We start from the raw sequence: 17,167 nt of genomic DNA, 5'->3' as shown, positions 1-17,167 counted from the left end.
TACCCAAACCGGTAATTCCCGGCCCATCCTGTCTTTTACCGGTAGTTCAATGGATTTCCTTCCGTTTCCAGTATCGACCAATGATTCAAATCAACTACGGCCTTCAACCGGCTGACTTCACCACCCGACTCAAGCAGTTCTGGGATTTATCCGCCCAAAAAATCAACCTGATCGACTCCCATTACGATACCGCCAAAGGGTCACCGGTTTTTACGGTGCAGGGACACTACACCACCCGCGGCTGGACCGAGTGGACGCAGGGCTTCCAGTTTGGCTCCTCCATCCTCCAGTTCGACGCCACCAGCGACCCGCATTTTCTGGAAACGGGGCGGCAAAAAACGCTCGAAGTGATGGCCCCCCACATCAGCCACATTGGCGTTCACGACCACGGTTTTAACAACGTGAGCACCTATGGCAGCCTCTTGCGGCTGATGCGGGAAGGCAAAGTGGAATTTGACGAGTGGGAAAAGAATTTCTACGAATTGGCGCTCAAAATTTCGGGAGCCGTGCAGGCCAGCCGGTGGACGACTGTCAAAACCGGCGGATTCATTCACTCCTTCAACGGGCCGCATTCGCTTTTTGTCGATACCATCCGTTCGTGCCGGGCCGTTGTGCTGAGCCACAGCCTCGGTCACGTTTTTCAGGGGGAAGGCGACGTGAAAATCAATCTGCTCGAGCGGGGGTTGGAACACATGAAAGCAACGGCCGAGTACTCGGTTTTTTACGGCGAAGGACGCGACATCTACGACCTTTGGGGCCGCACGGCGCACGAAAGCGTTTTCAATACCAAAGACGGCAATTTCCGTTGCCCCAACTCCCAACAAGGCTATACTGGTTTTACGACCTGGACGCGCGGACTGGCGTGGGCCATGTGCGGTTTTGCCGAACAACTGGAATACCTGAATACCCTCGAAGATGTTGATCTGGAACCGTTCGACGGACGTCAGGTGGTGGAAGCCTATCTGCTCAGAGCCGCCCGTGCCACCTGCGACTTTTACATCGAACACACGCCGATCGACGGCATTCCGTACTGGGATACCGGTGCCCCCGGTTTGTCGCAAATGGGAAATTACCTCGACCGGCCCTCCGATCCCTACAATGCTTTTGAGCCGGTAGACAGTTCCGCAGCGGCCATCGGGGCGCAGGGATTGCTTCGTCTGGGCAACTACCTGACCGAACGGGGCGAGACTGAAAACGGCTCACGCTACTGGCAGGCGGGATTAACGGTGTTAGATTCGCTCTTGAAGGAACCGTATCTAAGCACGGATCCCAACCATCAGGGACTGATTCTGCATTCAATCTACCACCGGCCCAACGGCTGGGATCATGTTCCGGCGGGGAGCAAAATTCCCTACGGCGAGTCGAGCATGTGGGGCGATTACCATGCCCGCGAAGTCGCGTTATACCTGCAACGCGTGGTCAATAACGAACCGTATTACACCTTTTTCGGAGCCCTGTGATGAGCACAACACCACTAGCGGAGTCGTTCGGGGAACCTGCCTTCCGGGATTTTTCAAGACTGTGCATTCACACCATCACCACGCGGCCCTGGGCCATTGAGGAAGCCGCAAAACACTATTCCCGCTCGGGGATTGGGGGAATTTCGGTCTGGCGGGATGCGCTGGCCAATCGCAACATTCGGGAAACCAGCCAATTGCTGCGGGATCATAACCTCTCGGTGGTTTCCCTGTGTCGGGGCGGTTTTTTTCCGCACCTCGAAGCCGCTGGCCGTCAGATCGCCCTGGATGACAACCGCCGGGCCATCGACGAAGCCGCCGAACTGGGCGCGCCCCACGTCGTGCTGGTGTGTGGTGCCACACCGGGTCAGTCCCTGACGGAATCCCGCAAGCAAATTCGGGACGGTATTGCCGCACTGCTGCCCCATGCCGAAGCCAATGGCGTTCGGCTGGCCATTGAACCTTTACATCCGATGTATGCCGATAACCGCTCGGCTATCAACACCTTAGGTCAGGCCAATGACATGGCCGAGGAGCTGAATTCACCCTACGTTGGCATCGCCATTGATGTCTATCATTTGTGGTGGGACCCCGATCTGGAAAAGGAAATCGCGCGCTGCGGTAAAAACGGGCATTTGTATGCTTTCCATATTTGTGACTGGAAAACCCCAACACTTGATCTACTCAACGACCGCGGACTGATGGGCGAAGGCTGCATCAACATCCGCCAGATCCGGTCGTGGGTCGAAGCCGCCGGTTTTTCGGGGTTCAACGAAGTTGAGATCTTCTCAAACCGGTATTGGGCGGAAGATCAGGCGGAATTCCTGGAAAAAATCAAACACGGGTATTTGCATCATTCGTAAAATAATTACCCCTAAATCCCCTAAAGGCCGGGCGGCCGGAGCCGGACTTTTTGCATCCTGGTAATTCTGGGTCCAAGTCCCCTTTAGGGCCGGGCCGACGCTTCGGATTTAGGGGCATAACCATTCAACCATCTTTTAGCCATTTATTGAAAAGTGAAAGAACACAAAGTAGGTATTATCATGAACGGCGTAACCGGCCGGATGGGTACCAATCAGCACCTGATGCGTTCCATTGTCGCCATCATCAAACAGGGGGGCGTGAAGGTCGGACCGGATGAGGTCATCATGCCAGAACCCATTCTGGTGGGTCGCGACGTCAATAAACTGGAGAAACTGTGCCAGCAGTCGGGGGTGCAGAAAATGACGACCAACGTCGATGAAGCCCTCGCCGATCCTCATAACATCATTTATTTCGATGCCCAGACGACGGGTCGCCGGGCTGAGGGCGTTCGCAAAGCCGTGGCCGCCGGGAAACACGTTTACTGTGAAAAACCGACCGCCGTCAGCACCGAAGTGGCCCTGGAACTGTATGAACTCTGCAAAGCCGCCGGCCTGAAGAACGGTGTCGTGCAGGACAAACTGTGGTTGCCCGGTTTATTGAAACTGAAACGCCTGATGCAGAACGATTTCTTCGGAAAAATCCTGTCGGTTCGGGGCGAATTTGGCTATTGGGTGTTTGAAGGACATTCCATTCCGGCGCAACGGCCTTCGTGGAATTACCGCAAGGAAGACGATGGCGGGATCATTGTCGATATGCTGTGCCACTGGCGGTATGTGCTTGACAACGTATTTGGTAAAGTAAAATCCGTATCTTGTCTGGGTGCGACTCACATTCCGGAGCGCATCGACGAGCAGGGCAAACCGTATGTCTGTACCTCCGATGATGCCGCCTATGCGACCTTTGAACTCGAAGGGGGCGTCATCGCTCAGTTTAACTCGTCCTGGACCACGCGCGTTCGTCGCGATGATCTGCTGACGTTGCATGTGGATGGCACCAAAGGCTCGGCGGTGGCGGGTTTGCGGGAGTGCTACATTCAGCATTACGGCAACACACCCAAACCGGTCTGGAATCCCGACATCGAGCAGCCCATCAAGTTTTTTGAAGGCTGGGCCAAAGTGCCGGAGCAGGAAGTGGCCGAAAATGCCTTTAAAGTGCAGTGGGAATTATTCCTGAAGCATGTCGTGAAGGATGAGCCATTTCCGTGGGATTTGCGGGAAGGTGCCAAAGGCGTTCAACTGGCCGAAAAAGGCATCGAAAGCTGGGAAAAACGCTGCTGGGTTGATATTCCTGAACTTTAATAGGAACACGGATTGGGCGGATTGAACGGATTTCCACGGATAAAATTTTATAAAAAAATCAGTGTAAATCCGTAAAAATCCGCCCAATCCGCGTTCCCATCCACTTTAAAAATGAAAAGAGTAGCATTTGTAACCGGTGGAAGCCGGGGAATCGGATACGGTATTGCGGAACACCTGGCCAAAGCCGGCTTCGATCTGGCCATCAACGGTGTACGGCCCGAAGAAGCAGTTGGGGAGGCCCTGGCTGGTCTTCAGGAATTGGGGGCTGAAGTGATGTATTGCCAGGGAGATATTGCGTCGAAAGAAGACCGCGTCCGGATGCTGGAACAAATCAAGGCCCGTTTTGGTCGGTTGAACGTATTAGTAAACAACGCGGGGGTTGCGCCGAAGGAACGCCGGGACATTCTGGAGGCAACCGAGGAAAGTTTCGAATACGTGATGTCGACCAATTTGCAGGGTGCTTACTTTCTGACCCAGGCAGTGGCCAACTGGATGATTGCACAAAAGGCTGATCAAGCGGACTTTACGGGGTGTATACTAACGATTTCCTCGATCTCATCGACGGTTATTTCGGTGAACCGGGGAGAATATTGCATTGCCAAAGCCGGACTCAGCATGGCCACGCAATTGTTTGCTGCCCGACTGGGTGAATTTGACATCCCGGTTTTTGAAGTACGACCGGGCATCATCCGCACCGACATGACGGCGGGGGTCGTCGGAAAATACGACAAACTGATCGACGAAGGGCTGACGGTTCAGAAACGCTGGGGTTTCCCCGACGATGTGGGCCGGGCCGTGGCGGCTTTAGCCCGTGGCGACTTTCCATATTCAACCGGGCAAGTCATCATGGTCGACGGGGGACTGACCTTGCCAAGACTTTAGAAAAAAGAGTTGTTTCGCAGAGTTGAGCGGAGTAAATCAGAGTTTAGCGGAGATTTTTTCTCTCTTTCTCTGCTGAACTCTGATTTACTCCGCTCAACTCTGCGAAATAACTCATTTTCCTAAACCGCTTAAATCATGAAAAACCAATCCGATTCCCGGAGGACTTTCCTCAAAACCGCTGCCACCGGCTCCCTGGCCGTGATGGGGTTGCCTACCCTGATTCCGGCCCACGCCTTTGGTGCCAACGACCGCATCCGCGTGGCCGTCATTGGCGTCAACGGCCGCGGGAAAGACCACATTGCCAATTTCTCCAAACTGCCGAACGTCGAGGTCGTCACGCTCTGCGATGTCGATAACGTGGTTTCAGCCCAGCGCGCGGCTGATTTTGAGAAAACGTACTCCCGGAAGGTGAAAACCGAGCAGGATCTCCGGAAGGTGTACGACGATAAAAACATCGACGCCGTCAGCATTGCTACCCCCAACCACTGGCACGCACTAGCGGCCATTTGGGCGTGTCAGGCCGGAAAAGATGTGTACGTCGAAAAACCGGGTACGCACAACCTGCGCGAAGGCAAAAAACTGGTGGAAGCTGCGGCCAAATACAACCGGATTGTGCAGCACGGCGTGCAGTTGCGCAGCTCGACCGCCATTCAGGAAGCCATCAAACACCTCCGCGACGGGTTGATCGGGAAAGTTTACATGGCACGCGGATTGGTCTACAAATGGCGCCCCGACATTGGCAATCAGGGCCCTAGCGCCGTTCCGGCGGGTTTGAACTGGGATTTGTGGCAGGGACCCGCCAAAGCGCGCGAGTTCTCCAAAAACTACGTTCACTACAACTGGCACTGGTTCTGGGACTACGGCAATGGTGACATTGGCAACCAGGGTATCCACGAAACGGATTTGGCCATGTGGGGGCTGGACGTCGGTTTTCCGGAAGAGGTGACGTCGGCGGGTGGCAAATACCTCTGGAAAGACTGCAAGGAAACGCCGGAATTGCTGACATCTACCTATAATTATCCCTCGCAAGGCAAAGTCATTCAGTTCGAAGTGCGTCCGTGGATGACCAACCGGGAGGACGGCGTGGAAGTGGGTAACCTCTTTTACGGCGACAAAGGCTACATGGTCATCAACGGCTACAACGATTACAAAACGTTTCTGGGCAAAGAGCGGACGCCGGGACCGGCGGGTCATGCCGGGGGCGACCACTACCTGAACTTCATCGAAGCGGTTCGGGCGCGGGACAAATCGAAGCTGAACGGCCCGGTCGAAACCGCCCACCTGGCGTCGGGACTGGCCCACATCGGTAACATTGCATACCGCCTGGGTCGCACCCTGAAATTTGATCCGAAAAAAGAAGAATTCATTAGCGACTCGGAAGCCAATTCGCACCTGAGCCGTCAATACCGCGCACCTTTCGCGCTGCCGAAGCAAGTATAATTGTTTGGTTTAAGGTTTGACGTTTAAGGTTTAAAGGTGTTCGGCATCCAATCGGGTGCCCGGTCAATCTCAAACTTCAGATTTCAAACCTTAAACCTTAAACGTCAAACCTTAAACAATAATGATTGAGCAACCGAAACCCCAACAAAGCCTGAGTAAACAATTGCTTCAAATTCCGGTGCTGGTGGCCGCGCTGGGCTATCTGGTGGACATGTACGACCTGTTTCTGTTTAGCGTCGTGCGGGTTCCGAGCCTGAAAGCCATCGGTGTGCCTGACGACCGGCTGCTTCCCGACGGCATCATGTTGTTAAACTGGCAAATGGCCGGGATGCTGCTGGGCGGAATTTTCTGGGGCATTCTGGGTGATAAACGGGGGCGGCTTTCCGTGCTCTTCGGGTCGATTTTGATTTATTCACTGGCGAACATCGCCAACGGATTTGTCGATAGTCTGCCGATGTACGCAGCTCTGCGATTTGTGGCGGGTGTGGGTCTGGCCGGTGAGTTGGGTGCCGGTGTCACGCTGGTAACCGAAGTGTTGCCGAAGCAGATTCGCGGGTATGGAACCACGATTGTGGCCACTATGGGTGTGCTGGGAGCCATCATGGCCTATTTCGTGGCCGATTTGTTTGCCTGGCGGATCTCGTATTTTGTGGGGGGCGGACTTGGTTTGATGCTGCTGGTGCTGCGAATGAACGTGTTCGAATCCAAGATTTTTGAAGTGGTGAAAGAGCGTCAGGTGAAGCGCGGTGATTTGATGATGCTGTTCAACAACCGGGAGCGGTTTCTAAAGTATATTCAGTGTATTCTGGTCGGTTTGCCCATCTGGTTTGTCGTCGGAATTCTGGTGACGTTTTCGCCGGAATTTGGTCAGGCGATGGGATTGACCGAACCGGTGGTGGCCGGAAAAGCCGTTATGCTGACGTTTACGGGACAGGTTTTTGGCGACATTGCCAGCGGATTGCTGAGTCAGTATTTCAAAAGCCGCAAAAAAGTCATCGGCAGTTTCATCGCCCTTTCGCTGATTTTCGTGCTGATTTATCTGCTGGCGCCCATGAAAGACCTCTCGGTTTTCTACCTGGTTTGTGTATTCCTCGGCGTTGCCAACGGCTATTGGGCGCTGTTCGTGACGATTGCCGCCGAGCTTTTCGGAACCAACCTGCGGGCTACGGTGGCCACCACGGTTCCCAACTTTGTGCGGGGAGCGGTGATTCCGTTAACGTCCTTGTTTGTTTACGGAAAAGGCCAGGTTGGAACGCTGAATAGTGCGCTCGGTGTCGGGTTGTTGACGGCAACACTGGCGTTCATTGCGTTGTACTTTATGGAGGAAACCTTCAAAAAGGACATGAATTATGTGGAAACGGACTAGAGACTAGACCCCCCGTTTTTTGGGGGGCAGTCTTTCTGGTTTTTTCTACCGCATGGGGTTTGGCGCAAACCACCGGACCCTTGTGAATGGTCGGCTGGCCGTGCCGGATGGAGCGAATGATAAAGTCGTTATCATCCGGAATTACCCCTAATCACCTCCGCTCTCTCCTTCCATTTTTTCCTGCACCAGTTCCTCTTTGATCTGCCGGATCCGGTCGTTGAAATTCAGGTTATGGAAATCAATGTCGCGCACGCAAATGGCCGCGAGGAACGCCATGACGTCGGGATCATGGGGAATTCGGCGACCCGTAACAACGCTGACATACTTTGAGGTCATCCACAATACATTCTTCAACTGCCGGCCGGAATCGTCGGTCATGTAATACTCCGTGACAATCGTATCGTCGCTGACGTAGATGATGCGGGATACAATCCGGAGCCACTCATTCACCATTGCGGGTCTTACGTAAGCAATCTGGTGCTGGTAAACGACCCAACTCGTCTTGTATTCACGAAACAACTGTGCCGGACTGAAGTTATACTGGGTAGCAACCTGGTCTTCGCGCGCGTTGAAATAGTAGTCGAAATACTTCGCGTTGTTGAGGTGTTGCAACGGGTCACAATCCTGAAAACGGACAATGGTGCGCGATTCCGTTTCGTGCGGGTAAGTTCTGGTTGGATCAAGTTTGATCATAGCGTGGTTGTCACTGATGGACTTTTTGGCAAGTTAGAATGCAAAATCCAGTCGGAACGCAGAAGCGGTCGCCGGATTCTGGCCTGCAAAAATCAGTGTAATTCCGCAAACCAGCGTAATCCGGTAACATACATTTTTAATTATTTTTACGTTTTAGTCAGCACACTGGTCAACGTTTCCATCAACATCTTAAAAATCGAATGAAGTCGTTTTCTTTTCTCGTTCCCCTTCTCCTGCTCGCCCACTCGCTAACCGCATTGACGCCCCAGTTTCATCCGGATGCGGTGGTAGGCACCTGGCTCAACGGCACCAAACAGGGGCAGATCCAGATTTACAAAAAAGGCAACCAGTACTACGGGAAGCTGGTGTGGCTGCGGGAACCCAACAATCCCTCGACCGGAAAACCAAAAACTGACCTGAAAAACAGCCAGGCAACGCTGCGTTCCCGACCACTGATGGGGCTGGATGTGATGCAGGGATTTGTACACGATGGCGGTAAAGTCTGGGAAGATGGTCACATCTACAACCCCGAAGACGGCAAAGAGTACAGTTGCAAAATGACGCTGAAAAATCCCAATACGCTCGACGTGCGGGGGTATGTCGGCATATCGTTGCTGGGCAAAACCCAGACCTGGACCCGCGTAAACTAATGATCCCGGTGATGGTGCGGCTTATTTTTTTGCTCCGAAACCTCAAACATTTTCCGCTCGTCGCCGGTTTATACCGTATGATTCTTCCGAATCATGTACCAGATCACTCACGTTATAACGATTATCAATCATGAACGAGACAACCCTTAAAGGCGGATGGAATGAGTTGAAAGGCAAAATCAAACAAGCCTATGGCGATTTGACCGACGACGATCTGACGTATGCAGAAGGCAAGGAAGACGAAATGTGGGGCAAACTCCAGCAAAAAACCGGGAAGACGAAAGACGAAATCCGGAAGGCTGCTGCCGACCTGTAATTCATACGAGTGTCCGAATTGAAAACGCCGACAGCCACAAGCTGCCGGCGTTTTCGGTTGGTAAGGGGCTCTATATTCTTTGGCTAAGCGGTTTTCCGCAGGAAGCGAACCGGTAAAAACGATAGTCAATTTGTGGTAGACCGAACGAAATACCGTGTTTGTGTTTTGGTCGGGGCTTCCTATTTTCCAGACAATGAGTACACTACTTCCGGATGACGGGCCGCCCCCGGAATTTTATTTAAAAAGGCCACCAAAATGCGTGTTACTTTTTCGGGGATGTGACATCTAAATGGGTGACGAAGCGGCACAAAGGAATTCCCGGCCCTTCGTTACCTGTCACAAACCAAAACTCCGTCCACTGAATGAGTACCTATCAAAGCCCTAATCCACTGATTCATTTTAACAACCTGCTGCCCGAATGGGGTCAGGCGGCTGACGAAATCTACCACAATTATCACTTTCTAAACCACGCACTCAGCCAAACCGACCGCCTGCTCATCCCGGAAGAAGCATTGACCAAACTAGCGGGGCTCAAAGCGGCTCTGGTCATGACCCTGGCCCGACTGATTCAGGATTTACCGCCTTCCACGCACCGCATTTCCAACGAACCTATTGATTCCATAAGCCGATTTAACGCACACATCAACACATTAAAAACCGTTAATTTACAGACAGACACGTCGTTTGATGACTTGCTTCAACAGCACCCGCCTTTAAAGAACTGGTTTGAGTCAACCGTTCACGACTAAAATTGCTGATTTCCTCCCTCTAAATCCACGAAACGATGAACGATACCGTCTACGTAACTGAATTGCTCCGGCGTCTGAAAACCACCGACGATCCTACCCTCTTCGACACGCTGTTCACCTTATATGTTTACCGGTACCGCCAGGTCCTCAGCAACAGCGTCCAGTTTACGGTGGTCGAGAAAGCCCCTTTATCGCTGTATACGACCGGAAGCGACAACTAAACCATTCGTTAATCCCGTTTTCATTCTGACTATTATTAAAATTAATCACTTCCATTAAAAAAATTTGCGGTTCATCTCTGGAAATATTTCTATTCCTTTGGTGTTGTAAAAACAACCAAGAGAAAAGTGAGTAATGAATCCGGTCTACGTTAATAAAGTACAGCCTCCGCGCCTGACGCTTTGGATGGCCCTGATCTCCGTGTATGTTTTGTGGGGGTCGACCTACCTTTTTGTTCATTTCATGACCGAGAAGATGCCGCCCCTGTATATGGCATCTTTGCGGCTCAGTACGGCGGGGCTGATTTTATTCCTGTATGCCCGGCTTACCGGCACCCCCGTTCCGGCTCCGAAACAATGGCTGTCGGCGGGAATCATCGGGGTCTTGCTGCTCACGATTGCCAACGGCAGCATGTCGGTTGCGTTGCAATACGTGCCGTCGAGCATTGCCGCACTGCTGGCCGCACTGGTTCCGCTGTTCATTATTCTGTTTAACTGGGTGGGTTTCGGCCACATCCGGCCCACCAACTTATCGCTGGCGGGTCTGGTGCTCGGACTGATGGGGGTTTCGCTGCTGGTGCAACCCTCCGGTTCCGGAATGGTGTCGACGAACAATACCTGGATAGGCGTTGCCCTGATCATGGTGGCGAACGTTTCGTGGGCGGTCGGCACGCTGCTTTCTTCCCGGCTTACGCTTCCTTCGCAACTGATTTCCAGTGCCATCCAGATGCTGGTGGGCGGTCTGGTGCTGTTTCTGCTTAGCATGATTACGGAGAACGTCACACTGACGAGCATCGGACATGCGCCGGTAAAAGCCATTGGATCACTGGTTTACCTCATCATTTTCGGCTCCATCATCGGTTTTTCGTCCTTTGCGTGGCTGGCTCGGAACGCCCCCCCGCAACTGGTTTCGACCTATGCCTACGTCAATCCGGTGGTTGCCATGCTGCTGGGCTGGGCCTTCGCCGGTGAAACCCTGAACGCGTATTCCATCCTGGCCGCCCTGGTTATTTTATCGGGTGTGGTCTTGATTACCCTGGGCCGGAAATAAATCATTGCTTCGCCCTCAACCCCCTGAAGGACGCTTGAATCCGCCGTTTTTCAAGCCCCTTCAGGGGGTTGAGGGCGAAGCAATCATTCAACCGGCGGAGGACTCACTGCTGTCCAGCCGCCATCGACCACCAGGCTCTGGCCTGTGATGTGGCGCGATTGGGGCGAAACCAGAAACAGGGCAGCATTGGCAATATCGTCGACGGTGGCGGGTCGGCCCATCGGCGTAATCCGCGACCAAATCGGCACATAGGTCGGATCATCGAGCGTCCGCTCGGTTTGGGTCGCCCCCGGAGCCACGGCATTGATGTTGATTCCGCAGGGCGACAGATCGAGCACGAGGTTTTTGGCCAGCATCTCCAGCGCGGCTTTGGTCATGCTGTAGGCGGCCAGTCCCGGATGCGCCTGATGGCCCGTAACGGACGACATCAGCAAAATGCTGCCTCCTTCGTTCTGACTCCGCATCTGGCGGGCAGCCCGTTGGGTCAGGAAAAAGCTTCCCCGCAGGTTCAGATCAACCACTTTTTGAAAGGCTTCGGGCTGGTAATCGAAGAAATCGCCGAAGATGGTAATGCCGGCATTGGCAACGACGATGGTCAGTTTGCCGAATTCCGCAACGGCTTTATCGACCATGCCCTGAATGAAGGCGACGTCGGAAGCATCGCCGGGATACGCCAAACAGCGGCCACCTTCCTGCTGAATGCGGTCGGCTGCCTGCTGAGCCGCTACCTCATCGAGGTCATTGAGTAAAACGGAAGCACCCTGGCGGGTAAGCTGGCGGGCAATGGCAAAACCGATGCCGATGCCTGCGCCCGTTACGATGGCAGTCTGGGTTTGGAAAGTCATGAAAAAATGCTGGTGGCAAAAGGTTGCTGCAAAGATGCCCCAAATTTGAAAAAAAAGGCAACCTTCCGGTCGAATACTGTTCAAATCAGGCAACCATTCGCTTTTTCTCCGGATTGAAGCATCCTGTAAAAAACTGTACCTTTGGACGAAAAATCAGCAAAACCGATAGCCCCGACGGCTTTTTCGAATGATTCAAAGGTCTTCCCGCCGATTGACTCCTTTTTTCTCCCGCTGGGAGCTTTGGTACCACATCCTGATGATGCCGGTGTTGTTTCCCGTCGGCAATTATTATTTCGTTGGCCCCCGATATTTCAGCGACGTTCGGGTGTTTTTGTTGGGTACAACGGTGGTTTTCGGGCTCTACTGGTTTTCGGTCATCACCCTCACGCTGGCCGTTCGCGGAGTCATTCGCCGGTATCCCGACGTGCTCCGGGCCACGCACCGCACGCTGGTGATGCTGGCGGTTGTGGGTCTGATCACCATCGGATTGGCGGTTTTGGATGTGTTCATCTACAGTCTTTTCCCCCTCCTGAATGTCCCGTTTACGTGGGATGCCATTCGTCCCATTCTGATTTTGGGGCTCATTTTTGATCTCTGTTTCTGTGTGGCACTGAATGTTTTTTACACCTACAACCAGTGGCACCGCGACCAGACCGAAAACGAGCATCTCCGGCAGGCCACCCTTCAACACCAGCTCGACTCGCTGAAGATGAAAATCAATCCGCATTTTCTCTTCAACAGCCTTACCTCGCTGTCGTCGCTGATTGGGGAAGACCAGAAACAGGCTGAGCAATTTGTTGACCAACTCTCGAAAGTGTACCGGTATTTGCTCCAGGCCAATACCCACGAACTGGTCAGTTTACAAACCGAACTGGACTTTGTGGGACAGTATTCGGCCTTATTGCAAACCCGCTACGGCCCGGCCCTGCGCATCGCCCTGCCGACCGATCCGACTTTCCCCGACACCCAGCTTCCTCCGCTGACGCTCCAGCTTTTGATCGACAACGCGATTAAACACAACGTCATGAGTGTCACGAAACCGCTGTCGATCCACATCGAAATGCTCCCAAACAGGCGTCTGCTGGTTCGGAATACGCTCCAGCGAAAATCGGTTAAAATGGATCTTTCGCAGGCCAGGCTGGCTACCCTGATGGCTAAATACCGGCAATTGGGTCTGGAAGAGATCCGGGTAGAAGAAACCGGAACGCATTTTGAAGTATCGCTGCCGCTGCTGCGTTTTACGCCCCCCCACAACGCTCCCTGATATCTACGAAATTCTTCGCAATTCATCCCGTTTTTTTCGCAATTCAGACAGCCAATCAACCAATTTACGCACTATCTTCGGGTTCCGTTCATTCAAAATCAGTAGATTAAGATGAACACGGTCGGTTTATGAAGTCATTTATTTTCAGCTTGTTTCGTCATTTTCCGCGTCTTCGGAAACAGAGCCAGTGGCACTTTTTGCTGCTGTTTCCCTGGTTCATCCCGCTTATTTCTTACTGGGTGGTAGGTGATCGCTATCTCACTCACCTGGGGACTTTTCTGTGGGCCACCCTCCTGAACCTGACCATTGGCAGTCTCTGTTTGTTCACCCTCGACCAGTTGACCCAGTGGGTGATTCAGCGGTATCCGAACCTGGGCCAGACCTGGCAGCGGGTCTGGCGTTTGCTGCTGGTGTTTGTGCTCGTAACACCCTGCTTCGTTCTGGGGGGAATTTTCATCTATGAAACGTTCCACTTGTTTGGGTATCACCATAATCCGGCGGCCACCGGACAGATCCTGCTGCTCAATCTGGCGGCCAATCTGGTGTCGGTCGGTATCGATGAAAGCGTTTACTCGCTGAATAAATGGCGCGAGAATACGCTGGAAAAGGAGCAGTTGAAGAAGGTCAATCTGCAAAGTCAGTACGAGAGCCTGAAAAGTCAGGTCAATCCGCACTTTTTGTTCAACAGCCTCAATTCGCTGTCGTCGCTGATTGCCGACGAACCTGACCGGGCCGAGGAGTTTGTCGATGAAATGTCGAAGGTGTACCGGTATCTGCTCCAGACAAACGAAGGCGAACTGACTACCCTGGAAACCGAAATGACCTTCATCCAGTCGTATTTTCATTTGCTTAAAACCCGCTATGGTGCCGGTATTCGCCTGGAAATAGTGATTGCCGAGCCATTTCTTGCCTACCAGCTTCCTCCATTGACGTTGCAGATGCTCGTTGAAAACGCCGTCAAACACAACGTGATCCACGCCAGCAAACCACTGTTGATCGAAATTAAAACCACACAGGTTGGTCGCCTGGTGGTTCGGAACAACCTCCAGCGGAAAACCGGGCGAGTGGCTTCCAACCAGGTAGGGCTTTCCAACATTTTAGCCAAATACCGCCTGCTGGCCCAAAGCGACCCGATTGTCACCTCCGACAGTTCGCATTTTACCGTAGCGCTGCCGCTGATGGCTCCACAACCCTGACAACGGGCTTCGTCCCCCAAAATGTGGCCTGACAGCGGTGAAAAAATGGAATCCCTGGCTGCTTTACTCCTTCTTTTAAACCCCGGTGAGTAAACCGGAAGCATTCCCCGCTTTCCCCCAATAGTAGCTCCAATCTTGCTTTTTACCAACTCTCTATTAAATTGATCCAAGTAATGTCTACTCCTTTCATGCCTCGCCGGGAGGCTTTGCAACGACTGGCTCTACTGGTAGGAGCCACCTTATCGCTTCCGGTTCAGGCCGCCCTCCGGGGCGAACCCACCGCCGGGGTTCCCCTGATCTTTTCGGACGCCCAGCAAAAACTCATGGCCGATCTGGCGGACATTATCCTTCCGACCACGGATACACCCGGCGCGAAAGCCGCGGGAGTTCATCTGTTTATCGGGCATGTCATCGGCCATTGCACCGCCCCGGCCCAGCAGGATTTGTTTCTAAACGGATTGCAACAGACCGACGCCCTGAGTCAGGCGGCTTTCCAAAAACCGTTTTCACAACTCGGCATCCCGGAACGAACGGAGATTGTCAAACAGCTAACCCAGCGCGAAAAGCCCTTTTTCCTCATCCTTCGCGAACTCACCATCGTCGGTTATTTTACCTCGGAAACCGGGGCTACCCAAACCCTGGCCTACCTCCCCGTACCGGGCCGGTTCCAGGGCGACGTTCCTTTGAAACCGGGTCAGAAGGTTTGGGCCTTGTAAACGAACAAATTGCTCCCTATCAGTAAACTACTATGAATCTCAACATCGATGCGGTAAAAGCCCAAACCTACGACGCCATTGTGATTGGGTCGGGGGTCAGTGGTGGCTGGGCCGCCAAGGAATTGACGGAGAAAGGATTACGGGTCCTGATGCTGGAGCGGGGACGTCCGCTCGAACACGTAACAGGCTATACCGAAGCCCTGAAAGCGCCCTGGGAAATGCCGGAAATGACCCGGTTGGGCGATCTGGCCCTAAAATACCCGCAGGCCCCGCCGGATGCCGCGAAAACCGTTCCGACCTACTGGATGCCCGGTGCCGATGCGTCGTACCGGCAGGAAAAACCGTTTCGCTGGCTGCGCCCGGACATCGTGGGCGGCAAATCCATCATGTGGGGGCGGCAGTCCTACCGGTTCAGTGACATCGACTTTGAAGCCAACGCCAAAGAAGGCATCGGCATCGACTGGCCGATCCGCTACAAAGACATTGCCCCCTGGTATTCCTACGTGGAAAAATTTGCAGGAATCTCGGGCGAAAAACTGGGGTTGCCGCAACTTCCCGACAGTGAGTTCATTGCTCCAATGGATATGTTTCTGGTGGAAAAAGAGGTCCGGAAAAGCATCGAGAAAAACTATCCGGGCCGGGTAATGACCATCGGACGCACCGCCAATTTGTCGGAAGCGCAGAAAGTCCACGTCGACAATGGCCGGTCGCCCTGTCAATACCGAAACCAGTGCATTCGGGGGTGTCCGTATGGCGCGTATTTCAGCACCCAATCCTGCACACTCCCCCCCGCCGTCAAAACCGGTAGACTCACCCTCCGCCCCCATTCTGTGGTGACGGAGGTGATCTACGACGCCCAGAAACAACGGGCCTCGGGCGTTCGGGTAAAAGACGCGCAGACGCTGGAAAGCCAGGAGTATTTTGCGAAGGTCATCTTTGTATGTGCCAGCGCCATGGCCTCCACGGCCCTGCTCATGAACTCGGTTTCTGACCGGTTTCCGAACGGTCTGGGCAACGATTCGGGTCAACTGGGCCACAATCTGATGGACCACCACTTCCGGATCGGGGCCAATGGGCAGTGGGAAGGCGGACAGGATCGGTATTATTACGGGCGACGGGCCAACGGCATTTACATTCCCCGCTACCGCAACATCGGGTCGGACAAGCGCGATTACCTGCGCGGTTTTGGCTACCAGGGCGGTGGTGGTCGGCAGGGCTGGCAGCATCAGGTGGCCGAACTGGCCTTTGGAGCGTCGCTGAAGGAGGAACTTACCAAACCGGGGCTTTGGAACATGGGCCTGATCGGGTTTGGCGAGCAACTGCCCGAATACAAAAACCGGATGTATCTGGATAAAAGCAAACTCGATAAATGGGGAATGCCGATGCTGGTCTTTGACGCGGAAATTGGCGAAAATGAGAAGAAAATGCGGGTCGATATGCTCAACGATGCGCAGGAAATGCTCGAAAAAGCTGGGTTGATCAACGTGAAAACCTACGATCAGGGTTCGGTTCTCGGCCAGGCCGTTCACGAAATGGGAACCGCCCGCATGGGCCGGGACCCCAAAACCTCGGTGCTTAACGGCAACAACCAGATTCATGCCGTCAAAAACGTCTTCGTTACCGACGGTGCCTGCATGACCTCATCGGCCTGCGTCAATCCGTCGCTGACCTACATGGCACTCTCGGCCCGCGCAGCGAACTTTGCCGTTCAGGAGTTGAAAGCGATGCGGATTTAAAAAAGCCGTTGAGCCGATTTTTTGCCCCGTCAGGGGCTCAACAGCGCAGCGTCGGTAGACGAATGTTATTTACGTAAGGTACGCGACCGATGCGGTGAAGGGTTACGTACCTTACGGCACGTTACGCGAGAAACATTGCCCGGATTGCTACCGACGCTACGCTGTTGAACCCCTAACGGGGCAAACAATTAGGCTACAACTCCTGTAAAACCGGGCTACAAATGTAAAATGGTGAATGAAAAATGTAAAAGTGTTGGAATGTGCCAGCCTACTTTTCCATTTTTCATTCATCATTTTACATCAGTACTGTACGAAGGATTGGTTTAACTCCTTCGGGCTTGGTGTGCTAAGTATTTTCTGAGTAGCTCAACGCCGTTGGGTAAGTCGAGGACTTCCAGAATGACGTTGGCTTGTAGTTCTTTGAAA

General features: G+C 53.3%; 17 protein-coding genes. 15 read left to right on the top strand and 2 right to left on the bottom strand.

Translation table 11 applies throughout. The features are described 5' to 3' along the window. Positions 1-80 precede the first annotated feature (80 nt). From DUE52_RS25365 to DUE52_RS25340, 6 genes are all read left to right on the top strand, one after another. Positions 81-1,460, top strand: coding sequence for a glycoside hydrolase family 88 protein (locus DUE52_RS25365; RefSeq protein WP_114408885.1), 1,380 nt, complete (start codon positions 81-83; stop codon positions 1,458-1,460). Continuing rightward, the gene (locus DUE52_RS25360) at positions 1,460-2,320 is read left to right on the top strand and encodes a sugar phosphate isomerase/epimerase family protein (protein ID WP_114408884.1); all 861 of its coding nucleotides are present in this window, start codon (positions 1,460-1,462) and stop codon (positions 2,318-2,320) included. The genes DUE52_RS25365 and DUE52_RS25360 overlap by 1 nt, the downstream gene beginning before the upstream one ends. 153 nt (positions 2,321-2,473) lie before the next feature. Next, on the top strand, positions 2,474-3,619 hold the full coding sequence (locus tag DUE52_RS25355; RefSeq protein ID WP_222930325.1) for a Gfo/Idh/MocA family protein: 1,146 nt from the start codon (positions 2,474-2,476) through the stop codon (positions 3,617-3,619). 111 nt (positions 3,620-3,730) lie between these two features. Next, positions 3,731-4,501 (top strand): 3-ketoacyl-ACP reductase, encoded by a 771-nt coding sequence (locus tag DUE52_RS25350; protein WP_114408882.1) that lies wholly within the window; start codon positions 3,731-3,733, stop codon positions 4,499-4,501. A 135-nt stretch (positions 4,502-4,636) separates the two neighbouring features. Beyond that, positions 4,637-5,941: a Gfo/Idh/MocA family protein gene (locus tag DUE52_RS25345; RefSeq protein ID WP_114408881.1), complete on the top strand. Its 1,305-nt coding sequence runs from the start codon at positions 4,637-4,639 to the stop codon at positions 5,939-5,941. A gap of 121 nt (positions 5,942-6,062) precedes the next feature. After that, complete coding sequence (locus DUE52_RS25340; protein WP_114408880.1) at positions 6,063-7,307, top strand: MFS transporter; 1,245 nt, start codon at positions 6,063-6,065, stop codon at positions 7,305-7,307. Between the two features lie 147 nt (positions 7,308-7,454). Here the strand turns inward: DUE52_RS25340 and DUE52_RS25335 are convergent, their stop codons facing one another. Beyond that, the gene (locus DUE52_RS25335) at positions 7,455-8,000 is read right to left on the bottom strand and encodes an acyl-CoA thioesterase (RefSeq protein ID WP_114408879.1); all 546 of its coding nucleotides are present in this window, start codon (positions 7,998-8,000) and stop codon (positions 7,455-7,457) included. A gap of 200 nt (positions 8,001-8,200) precedes the next feature. Between DUE52_RS25335 and DUE52_RS25325 the strand changes: the two genes are divergently transcribed. The 5 genes from DUE52_RS25325 (at position 8,201) to DUE52_RS25305 (ending at position 10,984) form a co-directional block, all read left to right on the top strand. After that, the gene (locus DUE52_RS25325) at positions 8,201-8,650 is read left to right on the top strand and encodes a DUF2147 domain-containing protein (RefSeq protein WP_114408877.1); all 450 of its coding nucleotides are present in this window, start codon (positions 8,201-8,203) and stop codon (positions 8,648-8,650) included. A gap of 130 nt (positions 8,651-8,780) precedes the next feature. Next, positions 8,781-8,966, top strand: a complete 186-nt coding sequence (locus DUE52_RS25320; RefSeq protein WP_114408876.1) for a CsbD family protein — start codon at positions 8,781-8,783, stop codon at positions 8,964-8,966. Positions 8,967-9,328: 362 nt separating this feature from the next. Beyond that, positions 9,329-9,715 (top strand): hypothetical protein, encoded by a 387-nt coding sequence (locus DUE52_RS25315; RefSeq protein WP_114408875.1) that lies wholly within the window; start codon positions 9,329-9,331, stop codon positions 9,713-9,715. A gap of 35 nt (positions 9,716-9,750) precedes the next feature. After that, on the top strand, positions 9,751-9,936 hold the full coding sequence (locus tag DUE52_RS25310; protein ID WP_114408874.1) for a hypothetical protein: 186 nt from the start codon (positions 9,751-9,753) through the stop codon (positions 9,934-9,936). 133 nt (positions 9,937-10,069) lie between these two features. Beyond that, entirely contained in the window at positions 10,070-10,984 is a 915-nt protein-coding gene (locus DUE52_RS25305; RefSeq protein WP_114408873.1) for an EamA family transporter, read from the top strand. A gap of 83 nt (positions 10,985-11,067) precedes the next feature. On the opposite strand, the gene DUE52_RS25300 is transcribed toward DUE52_RS25305, so the two are convergent. Then, entirely contained in the window at positions 11,068-11,829 is a 762-nt protein-coding gene (locus tag DUE52_RS25300) for an SDR family NAD(P)-dependent oxidoreductase (RefSeq protein ID WP_114408872.1), read from the bottom strand. A gap of 187 nt (positions 11,830-12,016) precedes the next feature. On the opposite strand from DUE52_RS25300, the gene DUE52_RS25295 reads away from it, so the two are divergent. The 4 genes from DUE52_RS25295 to DUE52_RS25280 all read left to right on the top strand — a co-directional run bounded on the left by DUE52_RS25295 (position 12,017) and on the right by DUE52_RS25280 (position 16,741). Continuing rightward, positions 12,017-13,093: a sensor histidine kinase gene (locus tag DUE52_RS25295; RefSeq protein WP_229312302.1), complete on the top strand. Its 1,077-nt coding sequence runs from the start codon at positions 12,017-12,019 to the stop codon at positions 13,091-13,093. Positions 13,094-13,221: 128 nt separating this feature from the next. Further along, positions 13,222-14,289: a sensor histidine kinase gene (locus DUE52_RS25290; RefSeq protein WP_114408871.1), complete on the top strand. Its 1,068-nt coding sequence runs from the start codon at positions 13,222-13,224 to the stop codon at positions 14,287-14,289. Between the two features lie 173 nt (positions 14,290-14,462). Beyond that, complete coding sequence (locus DUE52_RS25285; RefSeq protein ID WP_229312301.1) at positions 14,463-15,005, top strand: gluconate 2-dehydrogenase subunit 3 family protein; 543 nt, start codon at positions 14,463-14,465, stop codon at positions 15,003-15,005. Between the two features lie 32 nt (positions 15,006-15,037). Then, a complete protein-coding gene (locus DUE52_RS25280; RefSeq protein ID WP_114408869.1) occupies positions 15,038-16,741 on the top strand; it encodes a GMC oxidoreductase in 1,704 nt (567 codons plus the stop codon). The last annotated feature ends 426 nt before the right edge of the window (positions 16,742-17,167 follow it).

The organism is Larkinella punicea (assembly GCF_003334855.1).
GTDB lineage: Bacteria > Bacteroidota > Bacteroidia > Cytophagales > Spirosomataceae > Larkinella > Larkinella punicea.
This window is presented reverse-complemented; position numbering and strand designations above follow the sequence as displayed.

What these genes read in the sequence shown, in the direction of transcription:
- DUE52_RS25360 (WP_114408884.1), top strand. Translation starts at nt 1,460, where the DNA reads ATGAGCACAACACCACTAGCGGAGTCGTTCGGGGAACCTGCCTTCCGG.
- DUE52_RS25290 (WP_114408871.1), top strand. Translation starts at nt 13,222, where the DNA reads ATGAAGTCATTTATTTTCAGCTTGTTTCGTCATTTTCCGCGTCTTCGG.
- DUE52_RS25285 (WP_229312301.1), top strand. Translation starts at nt 14,463, where the DNA reads ATGTCTACTCCTTTCATGCCTCGCCGGGAGGCTTTGCAACGACTGGCT.
- DUE52_RS25320 (WP_114408876.1), top strand. Translation starts at nt 8,781, where the DNA reads ATGAACGAGACAACCCTTAAAGGCGGATGGAATGAGTTGAAAGGCAAA.
- DUE52_RS25280 (WP_114408869.1), top strand. Translation starts at nt 15,038, where the DNA reads ATGAATCTCAACATCGATGCGGTAAAAGCCCAAACCTACGACGCCATT.
- DUE52_RS25365 (WP_114408885.1), top strand. Translation starts at nt 81, where the DNA reads ATGATTCAAATCAACTACGGCCTTCAACCGGCTGACTTCACCACCCGA.
- DUE52_RS25335 (WP_114408879.1), bottom strand. Translation starts at nt 8,000, where the DNA reads ATGATCAAACTTGATCCAACCAGAACTTACCCGCACGAAACGGAATCG.
- DUE52_RS25340 (WP_114408880.1), top strand. Translation starts at nt 6,063, where the DNA reads ATGATTGAGCAACCGAAACCCCAACAAAGCCTGAGTAAACAATTGCTT.
- DUE52_RS25295 (WP_229312302.1), top strand. Translation starts at nt 12,017, where the DNA reads ATGATTCAAAGGTCTTCCCGCCGATTGACTCCTTTTTTCTCCCGCTGG.
- DUE52_RS25345 (WP_114408881.1), top strand. Translation starts at nt 4,637, where the DNA reads ATGAAAAACCAATCCGATTCCCGGAGGACTTTCCTCAAAACCGCTGCC.
- DUE52_RS25325 (WP_114408877.1), top strand. Translation starts at nt 8,201, where the DNA reads ATGAAGTCGTTTTCTTTTCTCGTTCCCCTTCTCCTGCTCGCCCACTCG.
- DUE52_RS25350 (WP_114408882.1), top strand. Translation starts at nt 3,731, where the DNA reads ATGAAAAGAGTAGCATTTGTAACCGGTGGAAGCCGGGGAATCGGATAC.
- DUE52_RS25315 (WP_114408875.1), top strand. Translation starts at nt 9,329, where the DNA reads ATGAGTACCTATCAAAGCCCTAATCCACTGATTCATTTTAACAACCTG.
- DUE52_RS25305 (WP_114408873.1), top strand. Translation starts at nt 10,070, where the DNA reads ATGAATCCGGTCTACGTTAATAAAGTACAGCCTCCGCGCCTGACGCTT.
- DUE52_RS25300 (WP_114408872.1), bottom strand. Translation starts at nt 11,829, where the DNA reads ATGACTTTCCAAACCCAGACTGCCATCGTAACGGGCGCAGGCATCGGC.
- DUE52_RS25310 (WP_114408874.1), top strand. Translation starts at nt 9,751, where the DNA reads ATGAACGATACCGTCTACGTAACTGAATTGCTCCGGCGTCTGAAAACC.